General features: G+C 65.5%; 16 protein-coding genes and 3 rRNA genes. 15 read left to right on the forward strand and 4 right to left on the reverse strand.

The features are described 5' to 3' along the window. The first annotated feature begins 28 nt into the window (after positions 1–28). Complete coding sequence (tyrS, locus tag ACX1DX_RS01780) at positions 29–1,282, forward strand: tyrosine--tRNA ligase (protein ID WP_459397465.1); 1,254 nt, start codon at positions 29–31, stop codon at positions 1,280–1,282. Positions 1,283–1,293: 11 nt separating this feature from the next. Here the strand turns inward: tyrS and ACX1DX_RS01785 are convergent, their stop codons facing one another. The 3 genes from ACX1DX_RS01785 to ACX1DX_RS01795 form a co-directional block, all read right to left on the reverse strand. Further along, positions 1,294–1,917, reverse strand: a complete 624-nt coding sequence (locus ACX1DX_RS01785; RefSeq protein WP_459397466.1) for a CapA family protein — start codon at positions 1,915–1,917, stop codon at positions 1,294–1,296. A gap of 151 nt (positions 1,918–2,068) precedes the next feature. Beyond that, positions 2,069–3,460: an IS1380 family transposase gene (locus ACX1DX_RS01790; RefSeq protein ID WP_459396604.1), complete on the reverse strand. Its 1,392-nt coding sequence runs from the start codon at positions 3,458–3,460 to the stop codon at positions 2,069–2,071. An 86-nt stretch (positions 3,461–3,546) separates the two neighbouring features. Beyond that, on the reverse strand, positions 3,547–3,981 hold the full coding sequence (locus tag ACX1DX_RS01795) for a CapA family protein (protein WP_459397467.1): 435 nt from the start codon (positions 3,979–3,981) through the stop codon (positions 3,547–3,549). Between the two features lie 1,026 nt (positions 3,982–5,007). On the opposite strand from ACX1DX_RS01795, the gene ACX1DX_RS01800 reads away from it, so the two are divergent. The 14 genes from ACX1DX_RS01800 (at position 5,008) to xerD (ending at position 20,936) form a co-directional block, all read left to right on the forward strand. Beyond that, positions 5,008–6,528: ribosomal RNA gene (locus tag ACX1DX_RS01800) — 16S ribosomal RNA — on the forward strand. A 344-nt stretch (positions 6,529–6,872) separates the two neighbouring features. After that, positions 6,873–9,964: ribosomal RNA gene (locus ACX1DX_RS01805) — 23S ribosomal RNA — on the forward strand. 108 nt (positions 9,965–10,072) lie between these two features. After that, positions 10,073–10,189: ribosomal RNA gene (gene rrf, locus ACX1DX_RS01810) — 5S ribosomal RNA — on the forward strand. Together the 16S, 23S and 5S rRNA genes form the textbook arrangement of a ribosomal RNA operon. A gap of 287 nt (positions 10,190–10,476) precedes the next feature. Then, complete coding sequence (locus ACX1DX_RS01815) at positions 10,477–11,649, forward strand: hypothetical protein (RefSeq protein ID WP_459397468.1); 1,173 nt, start codon at positions 10,477–10,479, stop codon at positions 11,647–11,649. After that, entirely contained in the window at positions 11,646–12,770 is a 1,125-nt protein-coding gene (locus ACX1DX_RS01820) for a hypothetical protein (RefSeq protein ID WP_459397469.1), read from the forward strand. The genes ACX1DX_RS01815 and ACX1DX_RS01820 overlap by 4 nt, the downstream gene beginning before the upstream one ends. Then, a complete protein-coding gene (locus tag ACX1DX_RS01825; protein ID WP_459397470.1) occupies positions 12,767–13,759 on the forward strand; it encodes an HAD-IIA family hydrolase in 993 nt (330 codons plus the stop codon). Before ACX1DX_RS01820 ends, ACX1DX_RS01825 begins: the two co-directional genes overlap by 4 nt. Continuing rightward, positions 13,756–13,968, forward strand: a complete 213-nt coding sequence (locus ACX1DX_RS01830; RefSeq protein WP_459397471.1) for a hypothetical protein — start codon at positions 13,756–13,758, stop codon at positions 13,966–13,968. The genes ACX1DX_RS01825 and ACX1DX_RS01830 overlap by 4 nt, the downstream gene beginning before the upstream one ends. Beyond that, the gene (locus tag ACX1DX_RS01835) at positions 13,965–14,681 is read left to right on the forward strand and encodes a TlyA family RNA methyltransferase (protein ID WP_459397472.1); all 717 of its coding nucleotides are present in this window, start codon (positions 13,965–13,967) and stop codon (positions 14,679–14,681) included. The genes ACX1DX_RS01830 and ACX1DX_RS01835 overlap by 4 nt, the downstream gene beginning before the upstream one ends. A gap of 9 nt (positions 14,682–14,690) precedes the next feature. Then, entirely contained in the window at positions 14,691–15,590 is a 900-nt protein-coding gene (locus tag ACX1DX_RS01840) for an NAD kinase (RefSeq protein ID WP_459397473.1), read from the forward strand. Continuing rightward, a complete protein-coding gene (gene recN, locus ACX1DX_RS01845) occupies positions 15,591–17,261 on the forward strand; it encodes a DNA repair protein RecN (RefSeq protein ID WP_459397474.1) in 1,671 nt (556 codons plus the stop codon). Between the two features lie 11 nt (positions 17,262–17,272). Further along, positions 17,273–17,713 (forward strand): hypothetical protein, encoded by a 441-nt coding sequence (locus ACX1DX_RS01850; protein ID WP_459397475.1) that lies wholly within the window; start codon positions 17,273–17,275, stop codon positions 17,711–17,713. Positions 17,714–17,760: 47 nt separating this feature from the next. Continuing rightward, positions 17,761–19,398 carry a CTP synthase gene (pyrG, locus tag ACX1DX_RS01855; RefSeq protein ID WP_076063293.1) on the forward strand — a complete coding sequence of 546 codons (1,638 nt, stop codon included), beginning with the start codon at positions 17,761–17,763 and terminating at the stop codon, positions 19,396–19,398. Positions 19,399–19,401: 3 nt separating this feature from the next. Then, complete coding sequence (locus ACX1DX_RS01860) at positions 19,402–20,025, forward strand: NUDIX domain-containing protein (RefSeq protein WP_182764912.1); 624 nt, start codon at positions 19,402–19,404, stop codon at positions 20,023–20,025. Beyond that, on the forward strand, positions 20,022–20,936 hold the full coding sequence (xerD, locus tag ACX1DX_RS01865; protein ID WP_459398161.1) for a site-specific tyrosine recombinase XerD: 915 nt from the start codon (positions 20,022–20,024) through the stop codon (positions 20,934–20,936). Before ACX1DX_RS01860 ends, xerD begins: the two co-directional genes overlap by 4 nt. 11 nt (positions 20,937–20,947) lie before the next feature. Here the strand turns inward: xerD and ACX1DX_RS01870 are convergent, their stop codons facing one another. Beyond that, the gene (locus ACX1DX_RS01870; protein WP_459397476.1) at positions 20,948–22,216 is read right to left on the reverse strand and encodes a GNAT family N-acetyltransferase; all 1,269 of its coding nucleotides are present in this window, start codon (positions 22,214–22,216) and stop codon (positions 20,948–20,950) included. Positions 22,217–22,267 lie beyond the last annotated feature (51 nt).

Here is a 22,267-nt window from a genome sequence, read left to right on the forward strand (position 1 = left end):
CCCGGGAGCGGACGCTACGATGGCGCTTGTGAATGCACTACTTGACGACCTGCGTTGGCGTGGGCTGATCGCCCACTCGACCGATCCGGAGGCGCTCGCTGCGCACCTGGACGACGGGCCGGTCAAGTTCTATATCGGCTTCGACCCCACGGCGGAGAGCGTCCACACCGGCAACCTCGTGCAGGCGCTGCTGGCCCGCCGGTTGCAGGACGCCGGCCACCAGCCGTTCATGCTGGTGGGCGGTGCCACCGGCCTCATCGGTGACCCGAAGGAATCAGGCGAGCGCGTGATGAACTCGGTCGAGTTGGTGCACGAATGGGTGGACAGGATCCGCGGCCAGGTGGGGCGCTACGTCAACTTCGACGGCCCGAACGCCGCCACCATGGTCAACAACTACGACTGGACCAGCACCATGTCGGTGCTCGACTTCCTGCGCGACGTCGGCAAGCATTTCCCGGTCAACCGCATGCTGGCCCGCGACGTGGTGGCCCGTCGCCTCGAGGCCGGCATCTCGTACACGGAGTTCTCCTATGTGCTCCTCCAGTCGATGGACTTCCGTGAGCTGTACCGCCGCTACGGCGTCACCCTGCAGACGGGCGGCTCGGACCAGTGGGGCAACCTGACCGCAGGGGTGGAACTCATCCGTCGTTCAGACCAGGGGAGGGCGCATGCGCTGGCCACCCCGCTGCTGACGAAGGCGGACGGCACCAAGTTCGGGAAGACCGAATCCGGCACCGTCTGGCTCGACGGCAGGCTCACCAGCCCCTACGCCTTCCACCAGTTCTTCCTGAACTCGGAGGACTCCAAGGTGGTGGACTACCTGAAGGTGTTCTCGTTCCGCTCCCGCGAGGAGATCGAGGCCCTCGAGCAGGCCACCATCGAGGCGCCCTTCAAGCGCGAGGCGCAGCGGGCGCTGGCTGATGAAGTGACCGACATCGTCCACGGAAGAGCGGACCGGGAGGCGGCTGTCGCCGCGGCCGCGGCGCTCTTCGGTCGCGGCGAGTTGCACGAACTGAGCCCGGAAACGCTCAGCAGTGTCGCCGGCGAAGTCGGTGGCGGCGAGCTGGAACCCGGGGCCACCATCGTCGACGCGATGGTCGCGGCAGGAGTGTCGAAGTCGAAGGGCGAAGCCCGTCGCACTGTGGCCGAGGGCGGCGCGTACCTCAACAACGAGAAGGTCGAGGACCCGGATGTGACGCTCGACGGGGAACGGCTGCTGCACGGTCGCTTCGCCGTCGTGCGGCGCGGGCGCAAGACGGTCGGCATCGCCAGCCTGCGCTGAGACCTCGACGGCTACTGCCGTTCAGTCAGGCCCTCGGCGCCGAGCGAGTGCACCACGGCGCGAGTGCGCGCGGCGGATTCCAACATCGCGGAGGACAGCGGCGTACCCTTCCTGAGCTCATCTGGAATGAGGTGGACCCGGGCGGGCACGCTGCCCGACTTCGCGGTGATCATGGTGGGTGCGTACTCTGCGGCGGTGGCGGTGAAGGCCCCGCCCTCCTGCTCCGTGAAGGTGATCTGGGCCACGTATCCGTCGTAGGTGTGGGGTTGGGCGGGGCCGCTGGCCGCGATCAGGTTGCCCGCCCCGTAGACCACCCACTTGCCGTTGACCTTCGTGATGGGCTGCACCACGTGGGCGTGCTGCCCGAACACGAGGTCCACCTCCGGCGCGGCAGTCACGGCTTCGGCGTAGGCGGCCTGCTGAGCGGTGACGGCGCTGGAGTACTCGTCTCCGGCGTGCATGTGCACCGCCACGAGGTCGGCCCCCGCTGCTTTGGCCGCTCTCGCTTGCGCCACAGCCCGCTCGGCGTCGAGCAGGTCGACGGACCAGGGCTTACCGGCCGGCCTCGCCAGACCGTTCAGCCCGTAGGTCTGGCTCACCACGGCCACCTTCACGCCTGAGCCTCGATCCTTCATGACCGTCCTGTGTGGGGCTGGTCGGCGCCGGTGGCGTCGAGGTTGTTCTGATTCTTGCAGGTGGGTGTGACAAGACCCCGCGTGACGTCTGCGGTGCGGGGTTCCAGGCCGAGAGCTTCGAGATTCGGTGGGACGTGTGGAGGCCCGAGGGTCAGGTGGCGGGTGCCGGTAGGTTTCGGAGTCGGCCGATGCTGTCGACGATCAGCTCGGCCCAAGGGGATTGCTCGGTGAGGTGGAGGACGACGCGGCGGGCTCTTCTGGCGAGCGTCGCGGGGATGGTGTAGAGCCGGTAGCGCAGCCGTTTCGGCTCCCAACGGCGGGCTTCATGGCCGGCGAGCGCGAGCATCCCGCTCCAGGCCTGCAACTCGGAGGCGAGTGCGACGATCTGGCACCAGATCCGATTCTGGTCGAACCCATGCAGGGGCAGGTTGGCCAGTCCTGTGTCTTTCGCGATCCGGATGCGGTCTTCGCAGCGGGCGCGGCGACGATGCCGCAACTCGAGCTGCTGCAGGGTGCCGGTGGTGGTGTTGGTGACGAAGGCGGTGAGTCGGTAGCCGTCGACGTCATCGAAGCGCAGCTGAGCGCCGGGGTGAGGGCGTTCGCGGCGGACGATGACCCGCATCCCGGTAGGCCAGCCGTCGAGGTTGAGCAGGCCGGTGAAGTCGGCTAGATCGGCCCCTTCCCGTGCCTGGTTGTCGGTGTCGAGGGCGGGGACCCAGACCCAGTCGGGGACCTGCTGGTAGAGGGCGGGGGTGTCGAGTGGGAGCGTGAATCCCACCGAATACGACACCCGATGCTGAGCGAGCCAGGCGGTGAAGTCCTTCGTGCCGCCGGCGCCGTCCGCGCGGACCAGGACCCTGCGCCCCGGGCGAGGGCTGCGGTCGGGGAGCTGCGCCAACGCCTGCTTGGTGACGGTGATGTGATCGGTGGCGGTGTTCGAGCCGGCGTTACCGGGCCGGAGGTGGATCACGAGGGCTTCACCGGTGCCTTCGGGGCCGTGGTCGGCGAACGCCATCAAGGGGTGGAACCCGAATCCTCGTTTGAACGTGGGCGCCGCCTGCTGTTTCTCCGAGTGTGCGGTGATCAGGGACGCGTCGAGATCGACCACCACAGGATCCTCGGCAGTCGCCACATGGTCGGGGGCATGGTGACCGGCCAGGGTCCAGACCTTGGCGCGGGCCTGTTGCCTGGCTCCGGCGATCGCCTTGATGGCCTTGTCCGCGTCCTCGGCCAAGGCGGCGATGAGGCGGGACACGGTCGGGTCCGATGCCACCGGGCCGTAGATCCCCGGTTCGGCGCGGAGAGTAGCGAGGTCGCTCAACGCTTCACCGCCGAGCACCAGCGACATCGCCAAGTCGCAGATGATCTTGCCCGGGTCATGGACAGCCAACGGCTTCCGCCACCGGGACAGCGCCTCCGACAGGGCGTGGTCGAGGCCGGCCGCCCTGATGGTTTCGGTCAGCAGGATCCCGCCGGCCTGGCCGACCGCGGTGACCTTGGCGGTGTCGACATGGACCCTGGGATAGGAGCCGGTACTCTTCACCTCGAAGGTGCTCCTCTTCTTGGTCGATGTTTCTCTAGACAAGTCACATCATCCCAAGTCAGGGGCACTTTCGCCATCTCAGGCCGCTACAGTCCACCCACCGTCATGAAAGCACGAGGTGAGGCCGTGCTGAAGATCACCGGGGTGGCCGCCTCCAGTGGCGAGGCGTAGGAGCCGGCGGTCAGGATCCCCGCAGCCCGGTGCACCTCGATCGTGCGCACCAACCCCTCCCAGCCCTGGTCCATGGTGTGGTTCGACGCCGTGGTGCACAGGTCCCAACCCGTCGCCCGGATGGCCGGGGCGATCTCCTGGGGTGCGGCGAACGTGGGGTAGTTCTCGTACGGGCCTCCCGCGGGGGCGAAGGGCACCTCGGAATGGCAGATGGCCAGATCAGCGGCGGACACGTAGTCGGTCAGAGACGCGAGCTGGGGGACGAAGTCGAACCTCCCCGAGGCCGACGCGCCGGCATCCAGCTCCGCGCTGGCCCAGAGACTGTTGTGCCACAACAGGTCCCCGCTCACGTTGACGCTGACGGTGCGGGCGGCGAATGGACTGGGAGCCTCTAGGGTCGACGACGCAGCGGTGGGCGAAGCAGTGCTGCCCGGGGAAGAGGGCAGAGGGGACGGAACCACCCCAGCCCTCATGGGAGCACAACCCACCAGGAGGCCCGCCGTCAGAGCAGCAATGGCGCAGCCGGTTAGTCTCATGGCTCCACTGTACGAATGCACTGCGGCGTGCACGCATCCGGATCACCCCCAGGTCTGATTTGCCGGGACTGCGGCACAGGTGTAATGTTCCTCAAGCTCCGAGGTGCACCGCACTGAATCAGGACGGACCAGGAGCCATACCCACCAAGCCGTAGCTACGGGACGAGTGTGCGTTCAGACGAACCCGCTCCATGCCTGGGCGACTGGCGCGGGCCAGGGGCCGACGATTTGCCGGCCGCCAGGGAAACGGGTAATGTGTAGCGGGCCGCTTCGGCGGTGACGAACAACTCAACAGCGGTCGGCCTCGAACCAGACGGTTTGACATCGATGAGGTAAGCCGAGTAATATTTGGCTCCGCGAATGCGGTTGCCAACAAGCAAAACTCCCAGTCACGGGGGATTTGCCACTGCTACTCAAGCTCCTCAGCCAAATCGAAACGATTTGACAGGCCGAGCGTAAGTAAGTAAAGTTGGACGAGCCGCTCAGCGGCGAAGACAACTCAACCGAACAAGCTGAAGACGGCGCGGATTTGACCGGCCGGCAGCAAGTGAGTAAGGTTGATCGAGTTGCCCCAAGCGGGAATCGCACTGGAAATGGTGTGGTTGAAGCGCGGGTCGCACCCGAAACTTGAGAACTCAACAGTGTGCTTTAAGTCAATGCCAAATACATGCACTGGCAAGGCTTTTCGGAGTCTTGTCGTGCGAACCCGTCTCCCAGCTTTGGTTGGGGATGGATTCCTTTGAATTAATATTGATTAAAGTCCAGTTTTTTGGATTTTGTCGGTATCAAACTAGTTGACAGTTGAGCAGGTGCCTTTTGGGGTGTCTGTACTGATAATTTTCAACGGAGAGTTTGATCCTGGCTCAGGACGAACGCTGGCGGCGTGCTTAACACATGCAAGTCGAACGGTAAGGCCCTTTCGGGGGTACACGAGTGGCGAACGGGTGAGTAACACGTGAGTAACCTGCCCTTGACTTTGGGATAACTCCTGGAAACAGGTGCTAATACCGGATACCAGCCTTCACGGCATCGTGTTGGTTTGAAAGCTCCGGCGGTCAAGGATGGACTCGCGGCCTATCAGCTTGTTGGTGAGGTAGTGGCTCACCAAGGCTTCGACGGGTAGCCGGCCTGAGAGGGTGACCGGCCACATTGGGACTGAGATACGGCCCAAACTCCTACGGGAGGCAGCAGTGGGGAATATTGCACAATGGACGCAAGTCTGATGCAGCAACGCCGCGTGCGGGATGACGGCCTTCGGGTTGTAAACCGCTTTCAGCAGGGACGAAGCGAGAGTGACGGTACCTGCAGAAGAAGCACCGGCTAACTACGTGCCAGCAGCCGCGGTGATACGTAGGGTGCGAGCGTTGTCCGGATTTATTGGGCGTAAAGAGCTTGTAGGCGGTTTGTTGCGTCGGTAGTGAAAACTCAGGGCTTAACCCTGAGCCTGCTTCCGATACGGGCAGACTTGAGGAAGGTAGGGGAGAATGGAATTCCTGGTGAAGCGGTGGAATGCGTAGATATCAGGAGGAACACCAGTGGCGAAGGCGGTTCTCTGGACCTTTCCTGACGCTGAGAAGCGAAAGCGTGGGGAGCAAACAGGCTTAGATACCCTGGTAGTCCACGCCGTAAACGGTGGGTACTAGGTGTGGGGTTCATTCCACGAACTCCGTGCCGCAGCTAACGCATTAAGTACCCCGCCTGGGGAGTACGGCCGCAAGGCTAAAACTCAAAGGAATTGACGGGGCCCCGCACAAGCGGCGGAGCATGCGGATTAATTCGATGCAACGCGAAGAACCTTACCTGGGTTTGACATATGCCGGAAACATCTAGAGATAGGTGCCCCTTTATGGTCGGTTTACAGGTGGTGCATGGCTGTCGTCAGCTCGTGTCGTGAGATGTTGGGTTAAGTCCCGCAACGAGCGCAACCCTCGTCCTATGTTGCCAGCGGGTAATGCCGGGGACTCATAGGAGACCGCCGGGGTCAACTCGGAGGAAGGTGGGGATGACGTCAAGTCATCATGCCCCTTATGTCCAGGGCTTCACGCATGCTACAATGGCCGGTACAAAGAGCTGCGAACCTGCAAGGGTGAGCGAATCTCAAAAAGCCGGTCTCAGTTCGGATTGGGGTCTGCAACTCGACCCCATGAAGTCGGAGTCGCTAGTAATCGCAGATCAGCAACGCTGCGGTGAATACGTTCCCGGGGCTTGTACACACCGCCCGTCAAGTCATGAAAGTCGGTAACACCCGAAGCCGGTGGCCTAACCCCTTGTGGGAGGGAGCCGTCGAAGGTGGGACCGGTAATTAGGACTAAGTCGTAACAAGGTAGCCGTACCGGAAGGTGCGGCTGGATCACCTCCTTTCTAAGGAGCCTGTAGCAGCACAGTTTTTGACTGTGGTGCTCATGGTCGTGTTCTGGGACAGATGTTTCCAGCGCGGCCGGCACCGGAATGTGGAACATTGACTTTTGAAGTTCGGAGGAAGTCGTTTCTCGTCAGTACAACCTGGGTCCTTGTGGTCTGGGAGTGGAAATTCGGGGGATGGTGGTTGTCGAGCTAAGCACGCTGTTGGGTCCTGAAGGGTCGGTTGTTTTTGCAACGCCTTCTAGCGGACCATGGTGGCAGTCGCCTTTCGAGGTGGTTGTTGTCCTGGGCTCGCCCGTATTTTGAGAACTTCACAGTGGACGCGAGCATCTTTGTAGATTTTTTGACAAGCTACTAAGTGCGATCGGTGGATGCCTTGGCACCAAGAGCCGATGAAGGACGTTGTAACCTGCGATAAGCCATGGGGAGCTGGTAAACGAGCTTTGATCCGTGGATTTCCGAATAGGGAAACCTTGAAATACCGGAGTCATGTCCGGCAACCTCTGCCTGAATATATAGGGCAGTTGGAGGGAACGTGGGGAAGTGAAACATCTCAGTACCCACAGGAAGAGAAAACAATAGTGATTCCGTTAGTAGTGGCGAGCGAACGCGGAAGAGGCCAAACCTCGTGTGTGTGATAGCTGACAGGCGTTGCATGCGGGGTGTTGTGGGGCCGTTCTGGTTGCGCTGTCGAGCAGCCACAGAGTAAAAAATGATCAGTGAAGTTGAAGTGTCTGTGAATGGCACAGCAGAGAAGGTAAGACTCCTGTAGGCGTAAGTTGATCACTCTGGAGCGTCACCCCAAGTAATGCGGAACCCCTGAAATTCCGCATGAATCTGGCGGGACCATCCGCTAAGCCTAAATACTCCTTGGTGACCGATAGCGGACAAGTACCGTGAGGGAAAGGTGAAAAGTACCCCGGGAGGGGAGTGAAATAGTACCTGAAACCGATCGCATACAATCCGTCGGAGCCTTTCGGGGTGACGGCGTGCCTTTTGAAGAATGAGCCTGCGAGTTAGTGGTACGTGGCGAGGTTAACCCGTGTGGGGAAGCCGTAGCGAAAGCAAGTCCTAATAGGGCGTTTTTAGTCGCGTGCTCTAGACCCGAAGCGAAGTGATCTATCCATGGCCAGGTTGAAGCGACGGTAAGACGTCGTGGAGGACCGAACTCACTTGGGTTGAAAACCGAGGAGATGAGCTGTGGATAGGGGTGAAAGGCCAATCAAACTTCGTGATAGCTGGTTCTCCCCGAAATGCATTTAGGTGCAGCGTCGCATGTTTCTTACCGGAGGTAGAGCACTGAATGGTCTAGGGGGCCCACAAGCTTACCGAAATCAGTCAAACTCCGAATGCCGGTAAGTGAGAGTGCGGCAGTGAGACTGTGGGGGATAAGCTTCATAGTCGAGAGGGAAACAGCCCAGATCATCAGCTAAGGCCCCTAAGCGATAACTAAGTGGAAAAGGATGTGGAGTTGCGGAGACAACCAGGAGGTTGGCTTGGAAGCAGCCACCCTTGAAAGAGTGCGTAATAGCTCACTGGTCAAGTGATTCTGCGCCGACAATTTAGCGGGGCTCAAGTTATCCGCCGAAGCTATGGCATTCACACGTTTAAACCGTAAGGTTGTGTGGATGGGTAGGGGAGCGTCGTGTGCGCAGTGAAGCGGCGGGGTGACCCAGCCGTGGAGAGCACACGAGTGAGAATGCAGGCATGAGTAGCGAAAGACGGGTGAGAAACCCGTCCGCCGAATATCCAAGGGTTCCAGGGTCAAGCTAATCTGCCCTGGGTAAGTCGGGACCTAAGGCGAGGCCGACAGGCGTAGTCGATGGACAACGGGTTGATATTCCCGTACCGGCGAAATATCGCCCCTGCCGAACTGGATGATGCTAAGCACGCGAGGTGTGGTGATGTCTTCGGACGGATCTTCACTGAGTCTGTGACCCAAGTTCATAGTAGGCAAGCTGCGGAGGGACGCAGGAAGGTAGCTCTTCCCGGTTTTGGATATACCGGGTCAAGTGTGTAGGGCGAGACGTAGGCAAATCCGCGTCTCATGTGCCTGAGACATGATGTGTCGGCAACTTTGGTTGTCGTAAGAGTGATCCTATGCTGCCTAGAAAAGCTTCGTGAGCGAGATATTAGCCGCCCGTACCCCAAACCGACACAGGTGGATAGGTAGAGAATACTAAGGCGATCGAGAGAATCGTGGTGAAGGAACTCGGCAAAATACCCCCGTAACTTCGGAATAAGGGGGACCTGATGCGTATTAGAATTTACTTCGAAAGCGTTGAGGGTCGCAGAGACCAGGCCCAAGCGACTGTTTACTAAAAACATAGGTGCGTGCTAAGTCGTAAGACGATGTATACGCACTGACTCCTGCCCGGTGCTGGAAGGTTAAGGGGAAGGGTTAGCCTCACGGCGAAGCTTAGAACTTAAGCCCCAGTAAACGGCGGTGGTAACTATAACCATCCTAAGGTAGCGAAATTCCTTGTCGGGTAAGTTCCGACCTGCACGAATGGAGTAACGACTTGGGCGCTGTCTCCACCACGAACTCGGCGAAATTGCATTACGAGTAAAGATGCTCGTTACGCGCAGCAGGACGGAAAGACCCCGGGACCTTTACTATAGTTTGGTATTGGTGATCGGTGTGACTTGTGTAGGATAGGTGGGAGACTTTGAAGCTTGGACGCCAGTTCAGGTGGAGTCATCGTTGAAATACCACTCTGGTCACTCTGGTTATCTAACCTAGGTCCATTATCTGGATCAGGGACAGTGCCTGATGGGTAGTTTGACTGGGGCGGTCGCCTCCCAAAAGGTAACGGAGGCGCCCAAAGGTTCCCTCAGCCTGGTTGGCAATCAGGTTTCGAGTGTAAGTGCACAAGGGAGCTTGACTGCGAGAGAGACATCTCGAGCAGGGACGAAAGTCGGGACTAGTGATCTTCTGGTGGCACATGGAAGCGCCAGGACTCAACGGATAAAAGGTACCCCGGGGATAACAGGCTGATCTTGCCCGAGCGTCCATAGCGACGGCATGGTTTGGCACCTCGATGTCGGCTCGTCGCATCCTGGGGCTGGAGTCGGTCCCAAGGGTTGGGCTGTTCGCCCATTAAAGCGGCACGCGAGCTGGGTTTAGAACGTCGTGAGACAGTTCGGTCCCTATCCGCTGCGCGCGTAGGAGTCTTGAGAAGAGCTGACCTTAGTACGAGAGGACCGGGTCGGACTAACCTCTGGTGTGCCAGTTGTTTACCAAAAGCACGGCTGGTTGGCTACGTTGGGACGTGATAACCGCTGAAAGCATCTAAGCGGGAAGCACACTTCAAGATGAGGACTCCCACAGAATAATCTGGTAAGGCCCCTTGTAGACCACGAGGTGATAGGTCGGATGTGGAAGCACAGCAATGTGCGGAGCTGACCGATACTAATAGGCCGAGGGCTTGTCTTTCTACAAAGATGCTACGCGTCCACTGTGAGGTTCCCGAGATACGGTCGGGAACACACAACTCAACACAGACTTGAGCAAGGTGTATCCGAACGCTATTTCCCATAGTGTTACGGTGGCCATAGCGAGAGGGAAACACCCGGTCCCGTCCCGAACCCGGAAGTTAAGCCTCTCTGCGCCGATGGTACTGCGAGGGGGACCTCGTGGGAGACTAGGACGCCGCCGGACTTCTTTATAACAAACCCCCCGAACCTCGTTCGGGGGGTTTGTTGCATTTACAGACCCTTTCGCAGCGCCCTCAGGCCGGCCCCCAGCTGCCGACCGAGGCGGGGGCTGTGGAGGGAGTGCCCCGAAAAGTTGGGAGTAGGGCCCCTCTGCTGGGATGATGGTCATTATGACTGACAACTCCACACCGGACGAAGGCCAGGGCAACCGCGGAGACGGCGAGAACTACGAACGTCGCGCTCCGCGGAGCGGCGGTGCGCCGCGAGGCTCCCGCGGAACCGGACGCGACGATGAACGTCGCGGCCCGCGTCAGGGTGGGGAAGGGCGTAGCTGGGGCGATCGGGATGACCGCCGTGGCCCGCGCCGCGACGATGACCGTCGTCCCCCTCGCGCTGAGGGTGAACGCCGTCCGTGGGGTGACCGGGATGACCGCCGTGGCCCGCGCCGCGACGACGACCGTCGACCCCCCCGCGCCGAGGGTGAACGCCGTAGCTGGGGCGACCGCGATGATCGTCGTCCCCCTCGTGCTGAAGGTGAACGCCGTCCGTGGGGTGACCGGGATGACCGCCGTGGCCCGCGCCGCGATGACGATCGTCGTCCCCCTCGCGCTGAGGGTGAACGCCGTCCGTGGGGTGACCGGGACGACCGCCGTGGCCCGCGCCGCGATGACGACCGTCGTCCTCCCCGCTCTGAGGGTGAACGCCGTCCGTGGGGTGACCGGGACGACCGCCGTGGCCCGCGCCGTGACGATGATCGTCGTCCTCCCCGCTCTGAGGGTGAACGCCGTCCGTGGGGTGACCGCGACGACCGCCGTGGCCCGCGCCGCGACGATGACCGTCGTCCCCCTCGCGCTGAAGGTGAACGCCGTCCGTGGGGCGATCGGGATGACCGCCGTGGCCCGCGCCGCGACGACGACCGTCGACCCCCCCGCGCTGAAGGTGAACGCCGTACCTGGGGCGACCGGGACGACCGTCGTCCCCCTCGTGCTGAAGGTGAACGCCGTCCCTGGGGCGACCGCGACGACCGCCGTGGCCCGCGCCGCGATGACGACCGTCGTCCCCCTCGCGCTGAAGGTGAACGCCGTCCGTGGGGCGATCGGGATGACCGCCGTGGCCCGCGCCGCGACGATGACCGTCGTCCCCCTCGCTCTGAGGGTGAACGCCGTCCCTGGGGCGATCGGGACGACCGCCGCGGCCCGCGCCGCGACGACGACCGTCGTCCCCCCCGCTCTGAGGGTGAACGCCGTCCCTGGGGCGACCGCGACGACCGTCGAGGCCCCCGCTCCGAAGGCGAACGCCGTCCCTGGGCCGACCGCGACGACCGCGGCCCTCGCCGCGATGATGATCGACGCTGGGACCGTGACGATCGTGAAGAGCGCGTCCACCGCCCCGGCACTGCGCCGCGTGCGGATGAACCCGCAACCCCGCTCGAGTACGACGAGAAGGAACTGCATCCCGGTGTGAAGGCCGAGCTCAGAGGCCTCCCCAAGGACCTTGCTGCGACCGTCGCCGCGCATATCTGGGCCGCTGGCCAGTACATCGACACCGACCCTGCACTTGCCTTCCGTCACGCGGAGGCAGCCAGGCGTCGTGCCGGCCGGCTTCCGATCGTCCGTGAAGCGGCCGCTGAGACCGCCTATGCCGCCGGCGAATTCGCCGTCGCACTTCGCGAGTTCCGTGCCATCCGCCGGATGTCCGGGGGCGATGAACTGATCCCGCTGATCGCCGACTGCGAGCGCGCGCTCGGGCGGCACCACGAAGCGCTCGACGTGCTCAACGAACTCAACCCGAAGCACCCGGACGTGAACCTGCACATCGAGTGCCTCCTGGTGGAGGCCGGGATCCGCGATGACCTCGGTCAGCGCGACGAAGCCCTCCGTCTCCTGAAGGCGGCCATCTCCCGCAAGGTTGGCCCGCCCCAGGCCCAGGCGCGCCTGCAGTACGCGCTGGCCAACCTCCTCGAGGAGAGCGGTGACAGCGCTGCTGCCCGCGAGTGGTTCACTTCCGCCTCTGAACTCGACCGTTCCGGCGACCTGGACATCGCCGAGCGGCTCGCGGAGATCGACGGCATCACGCTGCCCGATTTCACTGAGGAAGAGGACGACGAGGACGAGTCCGAAGAGGATCTCTACAGGGACGGGCGCGAGGATGACGACCTCGACGAGGATGACCTCGACGATGACGACGCTGACGACGATGAGGACGACGACCTCGACGACGATGAGGACGACGACCTCGACGACGATGAGGAAGACGACCTCGACGACGATGAGGAAGACGACCTCGACGACGATGAGGAAGACGGCCCGGAAGACGACGAAGAGCTCGATGTCGTCGAAGCGGGGGACGACCGTGAGGCGGAGTCGCAGCCCGAGGACGACGACGACCTGGAAGAACAGGACTTCGCTGCGGTGGAGGCACCTGCTGTGGGCGACGATCCCGAGTCTGTCGACTCCACCGATGTGACGACGGAGGATGCGACCTCCGGGAACGTGACCGTCGACACCGACGGCCTACCTGGGGGAGTTGACGAGCCGGTGACCGATACGCTGGGGGAGCCGACGACGGAGGAGACCGAGCGATGACCAAGGCCCTTGCCGCTGACTATGACGCAGCCCTGTTCGACCTCGACGGAGTGATCTACCTCGGCCCCTATGCGGTCGAGGGCATTCCTGAGGCGCTGGAGGAACTGCGTTCCCGCGGCACCCACGTGGGCTTCGTCACCAACAACGCCGCGCGTACCCCCGCGGCTGTCGCGGACCACCTCGAGGAACTGGGTATCCGCGCCAGCGAGGGCGATGTCGTGAACTCCACGCAGGCGACCCTGCGCATGCTGGTGGCTGATCTCCCGGCCGGCGCGAAGATCCTCGCAGTGGGCACGGACGCCCTGGTCCAGCAGCTCGCGGGCGCCGGGTTCACCGTCGTCGACTCCATCGATGACGAGCCGATGGCCGTTGTGCAGGGTTATCACCCGACGCTGGAGTGGACCCGTCTGGAGGACGCCGCCCTGGCGATCCAGCGCGGCGCCGTCTGGTACGCCACCAACCCTGATCTGACCAGGCCATCCGAGCGCGGCATCGTGCCCGGGCTGGGTTCCCAGGTGGGCGTGGTGCGCAATTGCGTGGCGATCGACCCGAAGATCGCCGGCAAGCCGTTCCGCCCCCTGCTCGATGAAACAGTGCTCCGCCTCAGCGCGGCGCACCCCATCTTCGTGGGCGACCGCACCGACACGGACATCCTGGGCGCCAACAACGTCGGGATGGATTCGTTGTTCGTCTTCACCGGCGCCCACGGCAAGGCAGACCTCGACGTCGCGCCTCCGGCGTTCCGCCCCACCCACATCGGTTTCGACGCCACTGCGCTGCTCGAGCCCAAGCGGGAGGCCGAATTCCAGGGGCAGCGCTACATCTGTGGCTACCAGGAGGTCGACTTCACCGACGGGGTGGGCTACCTGTCCACCCGGCCCGTGACTCGTGACGAGCAGCTCGATGCCCTCTGGGCGGGCCTGCAGGCGCGGTGGCGCTTCGACGTGGACATCTCCAACGTGCTCAACTCGCTGGACCTGTTGAGGTGAGCGAGGCTGCCACGCCTCGGAGCGCCGCACCCGCCGAGGTTCGGCGGCTCGAGTTGGTGGGCGAGGTGATGGCGGGCCTCGAGTCGCTGGACGACCTGCCGCTCGAAGAGCAGACGGCAAAGCTGACCGAGGCGCAGTCGGTGCTCCAGGCGGTGCTCAACAACGACCCCAACCTCACGCAGCTGGGGATCCCCGGCGTCGCACAGTGAGACTCGACGTCGCCCTCGTCGAGCGCGGCCTGGCGCGGTCCCGAACGCATGCGGCTGCGCTCATCGCCGGAGGGCGCGTGAGCGTCAACGGAACTGTGGCGGCGAAGGCGTCGCTGCGCGTCGGCCCCGAGGACGAACTCGTGGCTGACGCGGAGCGCTGGGTCTCCCGCGCCGCCCACAAGCTGTTGGGGGCCCTTGACTCGTCGGGCTTCACCGTCCGCGGCAGGGTGCTCGACGCCGGAGCGTCCACCGGCGGCTTCACCCAGGTCTGCCTCGAGCGCGGTGCAGACCTGGTCTACGCCGTCGACGTGGGTCATGACCAGTTGGCCGCCGAGCTCCGCTCGGATCCCCGCGTGCGCGTCCACGAGGGTCTCAACCTGCGTAACCTCACCCTCAACCATCTGGACGGTGAACCCGTCGACAGGATCGTCGGCGACATCTCCTTCATCTCCCTGCGCCTCCTGCTCCAGCCCCTCCTCGGCGTGCTGCCGGCAGACGGCGAGGCGCTCCTTCTCGTCAAGCCCCAGTTCGAGGTGGGCCGCGAGCGGCTCGGCTCCGGCGGTGTCGTCCGGGACGAGGCACTGCGTACCGCGGCGGTCGACGCGGTGGCCGCCGACGCCGCATCCCTCGGATGGATCGAGCGGTGGCGCGGCATCAGCGAACTGCCAGGGGCCTCGGGCAACGTGGAGTACTTCGTCCGGCTGACTCGGTAGGCTGGGCGCGTGAACAAGCGAACCGTGGCCGTCCTCGTCCACCCGGACCGGGAGGAGGCCCTCGACAACGCCATCACGTTCATGGCGGACCTCCACAGGATGGGCTTCGGCTTCCTCGTCTTCGACGATGACGTCGAGCGGATCGCCGCCCGCGTGGGACCCACCGTCGAGTTCCAGGCCCTGGACAACCGCATGGCGGAACTGGCCGTCGTGTTCGGTGGCGACGGCACCATCCTGCGCGCCGCGGAGTGGGCGCTGCCGCTGGGCGTGCCCCTGCTCGGGGTGAATCTCGGTCATGTGGGCTTCCTCGCCGAACTCGAGCCGTCGGATCTGCACGAGCTGGCCACCGTCGTCGAGGAGCGCCGCTACCAGGTGGAGGAGCGCCTCGCCCTGGAGGTGCGGGTCACTGACCGTGACGGCAACCTCACGTGGACTTCCTCGGCGGTCAACGAGGTGTCGCTGGAGAAGATGGCCCGCGAGCGCATGCTCAACGTCCTGGTGAGCATCGATGACCGCCCGCTCTCGCGCTGGGGCTGCGACGGGGTGCTCGTGGCCACCCCCACCGGCTCCACCGCCTACGGCTTCTCCGCAGGGGGACCCGTCGTCTGGCCCGACGTGAAGGCCATGCTCGTGGTGCCCATCGCGGCCCACGCGCTGTTCAACCGCCCCATGGTGCTGAGCCCCTCGTCGAAGGTGCGGCTCAACATCACCCCGGACCTCCCCGCGTGCGGCATCCTGTGGTGCGACGGACGCCGGAGCCACGAGGTCGCCGACGGTGAGACAGTCGAAGTCACCCAGCTGGGCATCCAACTGCGCCTGGCCCGCTTCGGCGAGCAGCCGTTCACCACCAGGCTCGTGAAGAAGTTCGCGCTCCCCGTCCACGGGTGGCGCAAGCAGACGGAGAAGTAGATGCTCACCGCGTTGCGGATGTCAGCCTTCGGAGTGGTCGACGAGGCCGAACTCGAACTGGGGCCGGGCCTCACCGCGCTGACCGGCGAGACGGGCGCCGGCAAGACCATGATCGTTTCGGGCCTCGGCCACCTCCTGGGTAGCCGCGGCGACGCGGGGATCGTGCGTCGAGGGGCGGACCGGGCCGTCGTGGAGGGCCGCTGGGAGGTGGCCGACGACCTGGCCGCGCGCGTCCGGGACCTCGGCGGCGACGCCGAGGACGGCGAGTTGGTCACGCTGCGTCAGGTGACGGCGCAGGGCCGCTCCCGCGCGGTGCTCGGCGGCGCCGGTGTCCCCATCTCCGCGTTGGCGGACCTCATCGGTGAGATCGCCACGATCCACGGGCAGTCCGGCCAGATCCGGCTGTCCAGCCCGGACCGCCAGCGCGAGCTGCTCGACGCGCACGCCAATCCCGGGGAGCTTGCCCGCTACCGGGCCAATTTTGCGGAGCGGAAAGCGGCGGCCGCCGAACTGCAGGAGCTCGAGGAGCAGTCCATGGCCCGCGCCCGCGAGGCCGACATGCTGCGCTTCGGTCTGGAGGAGATCGGCGCCGTGGATCCGCAACCGGGTGAGGATGACGCGCTGGCCGCAGAGCAGGCCAAGCTCATGGACCTGGACGACCTGCGCAGCCTCGCGGCCACCGCGCACGAGGCGTTGAGCGGCTCGGAGACCGACTTCGATGCTCCCGGCGCCGTCGGCCTCGCCGGGGAGGCACGCAAGGCGCTCGCGGCCCTGGCTGAACGCGACGAGGCCGCCGCCTTGCTGGCGAGCCGTGCTGTTGAGCTCACGATGCTGGCGGGAGACCTCGCCGCGGACGTGGCCGGCTACGTGGACGACCTGGTGGCGGACCCGCTCCGCCTCGAAGCAGTGGGGCAGCGGCGCGGCGCGCTGGCCGGCCTCACCCGCAAGTACGGCACCACCGTCGACGACGTGCTCAGCTGGGCTCAGACGTCTGCGGCCAGGCTGGGCCAGCTGGTCGGCAGCGACGAGCGCATCGACACCCTGCGCGCCCGCGTTGTGGAACTGGATGCCGCGCTCGCGGCGGATGCGGCGGCCATCTCGGCGGCCCGGCACCGGGCAGCAGACGACCTCGCGGAACGCGTCAAGGGGGAGCTGGCAGCGCTGGCCATGCCGCATGCCGAACTCCGTTTCGCCGTCACGGACGCGCCCATCGGTCCGCACGGCGCGGACCGCATCGAACTGCTCTTCACCGCCAACCCGGGCTCCGAGCCCGCGCCGCTGGGGAAGGTGGCCTCCGGCGGCGAACTGTCGCGCGTCAGGCTCGCGCTCGAAGTCGTGCTGGCAGACGCCGGCGCGCAGCACACCTATGTCTTCGACGAGGTGGACGCGGGCGTGGGCGGCGCCGTCGGTCTGGAGATCGGGCGGCGGCTGCAACGACTGGCCGGCCACAGCCAGGTGATCGTCGTGACCCACCTGGCCCAGGTGGCCGCGTTCGCCGACGCCCACTTCGTGGTGGCCAAGGAGTCCGACGGCCAAGTGACCACTTCGGGTGTGCGTCTACTCACCCAGGACCAGCGCGCCGCGGAACTCGCCCGTATGATGGGCGGCGCCTCCTCATCGACGAAGGGGATCGAGCACGCGCAGGAGCTGCTCGCACAAGCTGCCCGGTAGGGGGAATATCGATGGCCGCACAGCTCCTCGCGGGAGTGCAACGGTACCTGGACCGGATCCTGGTGGGTCTGGGCGTGCTGCTGATGTTCTGGATCTGGCACCTGGGCCATCTGGAGTGGGGCGCACAGAGGTATGTCCCCACCTGGATGGACGACCGGATCCTGTTGTTCGTCGCCCCGCCCCTCCTCCTCGCCGCCTTCGGGCTGGTGCGTGCCGCGTTGGCAGGAGCGTTCGCCTACCCGCTGGTGGTGGTCGTCGGCGAGCTCCTCGGCGGTGCCGCCTGGGACGTGCAGGTCATGTTCCTCGGCGAGGAGCATGAGCCGCTGCACGCAGGCTGGTGGATCGCCGTGGCGCTCTACGTCTGGGTGGTCCTCGGGGCCACCTGGGGCGAGGCCCGAGCGCGGCGCTGGGCGAGGATGGAGGCGGAGGAAACCTCGCCAGCACAGCCGTGACCCAGATGTAACGCAGTGGAAACGTGGGCCACTTAACATGGAGTTCCGTGCATGAACCGAACACCACCCGTCATATCTTCGTCACCGGGGGCGTCGTCTCCTCGCTGGGCAAGGGCCTCACGGCCGCCAGCCTCGGCACGCTGCTGGTAGGGCGCGGTCTCCGCGTCACCATGCAGAAGCTGGATCCGTACCTCAATGTCGACCCGGGCACCATGAACCCGTTCCAGCACGGTGAGGTCTTCATCACCGACGACGGTGCGGAGACCGATCTCGACATCGGCCACTACGAGCGCTTCCTGGATGTGAACCTCACCAGCAGCGCCAACGTCACCACGGGCCAGGTCTATTCCACCGTGATAGCGCGCGAACGACGCGGCGAATACCTCGGCCAGACCGTGCAGGTGGTGCCACACATCACCGACGAGATCCGCGACCGGATGCTCTCGATGGCCGGGCCAGACGTCGACGTGGTCATCCACGAGATCGGGGGGACCGTCGGCGACATCGAGTCCCTGCCGTTCCTGGAGGCCGCCCGCCAGGTCCGCCACGAGGTGGGCCGTGACCGGGTCTTCTTCCTCCACGTCTCGCTCGTGCCGTACCTGAAACCGGCAGCCGAATTGAAGACCAAGCCCACGCAGCACTCGGTGGCCGCGTTGCGTCAGGTAGGTATCCAGCCCGACGCGATCGTGTGCCGCTCGTCGCTGGAGGTGCCCGCCGCGATGAAGCGCAAGATCGCGCTCATGTGCGACGTGGACGAAGAGGCCGTGATCAGCTGCGCCGACGCGTCGAGCATCTACGCGATTCCCCGGGTGCTGCACTCCGAGGGGCTCGACGCCTACGTGGTGCGCCGCCTCCAGCTGTCCTTCCGCGACGTGAACTGGAAGGCCTGGGATGAGCTCCTGAGCCGCGTCGAGCAGCCCGCCGAGCGGGTGACGGTGGCGTTGGTCGGCAAGTACATCGACCTTCCCGACGCCTACCTTTCCGTGTCCGAGGCGCTGCGGGCCGGCGGTTTCGCGCACCGCGCGGCCGTCGACCTGCGTTGGGTCGCCTCCGATGACTGCGCCACCCGTGAGGGGGCGGCCAGGGCCCTGGAGGGGGCCGACGCGGTCTGCGTGCCGGGGGGCTTCGGCATCAGGGGCGTGGAAGGCAAGCTCGGGGCGCTGACGTATGCCCGCGAACACCGCGTTCCCACGCTCGGCCTCTGCCTGGGGATGCAGTGCATGGTGGTCGAGGCGGCCCGCAACCTGGCCGGGCTGGGAGGAGCGTCGTCGACCGAATTCGATGCCGACACCGAAGAGCCGGTCGTGGCGACCATGGCCGAGCAGAGCCACATCGTGGCCGGAGACGGCGACCTGGGCGGCACCATGCGGCTGGGTTCCTACCCGGCGCTCCTGCGCGAGGGAACTGTCGTGCGCAGGGTCTATGGTGATGCCAGGGTCGAGGAGCGCCATCGCCATCGCTACGAGGTGAACAACGCCTACCGCGCACGTCTCGAAGAGGCGGGTCTGGTGGTCTCGGGCACCTCGCCGGATTCGCAGCTTGTCGAGTTCGTCGAACTGCCGGAGGAGGTGCATCCCTTCTACGTGGGCACGCAGGCGCACCCCGAACTGAAGTCGCGCCCGACGAAGCCGCATCCGCTGTTCGCTGGGCTGATCGGAGCCGCGCTCGCGGCACGGAAGGGGTAGCGCATGCGTGTCGACGAGCCGATGAAGTGGCCGGTGCGGAGCCGGGAGGTGCTGGGGTCCGGCAGGGTGACGTCCTTCGTGGAGGAGACGGTCGCCACTCCGTCCGGCGAGGAGATCACCCGCCAGTTCATCACGCATCCGGGCGCGGTGGCCGTCGTGGCATGGGAGGAGAGCACCGACGAGATCGCCGTGCTGCGCCAGTACCGCCACCCGGTCGGTCTGGAACTGGTGGAGATCCCCGCCGGGCTGCTCGACGTCGACGGCGAGCAGTGGGTCCTCAGCGCCCAGCGTGAGCTCGCCGAGGAGGTCGAGCTGGCAGCAGACCGTTGGGACGTGCTGGTCGACATTCTGACCACCCCCGGCTCGTCGGAGGAGTCGCTCAGGATCTATCTGGCCAGGGACGTGCGCCCCGCCGCGCGTCCGGAGGGTTTCGTGCTCGAGGGCGAGGAGGCGCACATGACCTGGTCCTGGGTGCCCAGGCAGCACCTGGTCGACGAGATCCTGGCCGGGCGCTGCCAGTCGCCGTCGCTGGTGGCCGGGGTGCTCGCATTCGAGACCGCCCGGCTGTCCGGCCGTCTCGAGGACCTGCGGCCGGCGGAAGCCGCGTGGCTCGCCCGCCAGGAGTGAGCGCGCTGGAGCGGGCGCGCGACGACTACCTCAACCACGTCCGCGTCGAGCGGGGGCTGGCCACCAACACGGTGGCGGCCTACCGCCGCGACCTGGCCCGCTACGTCACCTTCCTGTCCGAGCGGGGCATCCTGTCGGTGGCGGAGGTGACACCCGTGGAGGTGACCGAGTTCGTCCGCGAGTTGAGCACCTCCCAGGCCCGGTCCTCGGTGGCCAGACACGTCGTCAGCGTGCGCACGTTCCACCAGTTCTGCGCCGAGGAGGGCCTGGCGCCGCAGAACCCGGCGGCTGAGGTGTCGCCGCCGAAGCTCGAGCAGCGGCTGCCGAAGGCGCTCACCGTCGCGGAGGTCTCACGGATCCTGGACGCACCGGACGGCATGGAGGTCGTCGGCCTTCGGGACGCCGCCCTGTTGGAGTTGCTCTACGGCACCGGAGCCCGGGTCTCGGAGGTCTGCGGGCTGGACGTGGACGACGTGACCGCCGCACTGTCCGAACCGGACGTCGGCATCCGCCTGCTCGGCAAGGGCGGAAAGGAGCGGGTCGTCCCCCTGGGCAGCTACGCGGCCAAGGCGTTGTCGGCCTACCTGGTGCGCGCGCGGCCGGCGCTGGCGCAGGCCGCGAAGAAGCACACGCCGGCGCTGCTGCTCAACCAGCGTGGCATGCGGCTCAGCCGCCAGTCCGCGTGGGCCGTCATCCAGCGCGCTGCGGAGGCCGCCGGCCTCAACGTGGACGTGTCGCCGCACTCGCTGCGCCACTCCTTCGCGACGCACCTGCTCGACGGGGGAGCAGACCTCAGGGTGGTGCAGGAACTGCTGGGTCACTCGTCGGTCGCCACCACCCAGATCTACACCCTGGTGACCATCGAGCACCTGCGTGAGGTGCACGCAGCCGCCCACCCGCGGGCCCGCTGACCTGCGGGTTCCTAGAAGGCGGCCAGGTTCATCGGCGGCTCGTCCACCTGGAACAGGCGTGAGAGCCGGCTGATGGCGGCGGGCTCACCCTGCACCAACCCGGACAGGGCCAACTCCGACGCGGAGCGGTCACCGTGCCACATCGACGCGAGCACGTCGATGGGCAGCAGCACCTCCGCTGCCTGCTCCGAGGGTGCCGCGACGCCGTGCCCGTCCCGCGCACTGACCCGCCAGGTGCCCTGGCAGTAGCCCATGGCGTCGGAGATCTCGACGACCACGTCGCCCTCACCGTCGAAGCCGCGCTGTGCGGTGGCCGATGGGAGGTCGAGGATGCGCAACCACACGGGGTCGTCGCCCTCCTTGGCGGTGACCGCCCATGGGTCGACGAGGGACGCCGCCAGCGGATCGCCCGGAGGGGACAGGGGATAGGTCAGCCGCTCGACCAGGTCCATCTCCGCCAACGTGCGCCACAGCGCCCGGTTGACTGCCTGGTCCGCAGCGCACACCTTGCGAACGGCCGTGGTGATGGGGGTCTCGTCCCAGCCTTTGGGCGTGAACAACGCGAATCCGTCCACCTCGCCGGTGGCGGAGAAGTGCACCGCGCACCGCAGCGAGCGGGCGGGCCCGTTCTCCCCGGAATCCCAGAGGCCGGTGTCCACCAGGAAGTGGCCGTGCAGGTGCCCGACGGCGCCCCGGAAACGCGCCTGGTGCGCGGTGACCAGGCGCTCCCAGTGGTCGCGCAGGAAGGACGGCGGGACGAACTCGACGGTGCCTGGTGCGGCCGGCACGTCGGCCCTGAGCGAGAAGCGCCTGGTGTCGACCTCGATGGGGTGGGTGTGGGTGGTGATGCCGAATCCGAAACGGCCGTAGATGGTCGCTTCTGAAGCCGTCAAGGTGGCGAGCGGCATGCCGTGCCCGCGTGCCGCGTCGAGTTGTTGGCGCATCATGTGCTTCAGCAGGCCGCGGCGGCGGTGGCTCGGCCGGACCGCGACGGTGTTGATCACCAGGGCGTCGACGAGGCCGCGTCCGCAGTTGATCGTGGTGGGTGCCGCAGCGAAGGCCGCGACCGCCTCCCTGCCCGTCAGGCCGGGCCCCTCCGTCGTCACCCTGCCCAACCACGCACGGTCTTCGCGGCGGTGCTTCCGGTAGGTGGCCAGCCCCTCGTCAGAGGCGCGCTGCTCCAGGAAACTGAAGCGGAACACATCGAGATAGTCCGCCCAGGCGGGGCTGTCGTCCGGGGTGTCGAGCGGCATCAGATCGTATTCGTAGGGTGCTTGCACGCCTTCGACTCTAGTGCCCGGTATCCGGGGACAGATATGCCCGGACCACCT

This window comes from Tessaracoccus zhenghani, from assembly GCF_054552775.1.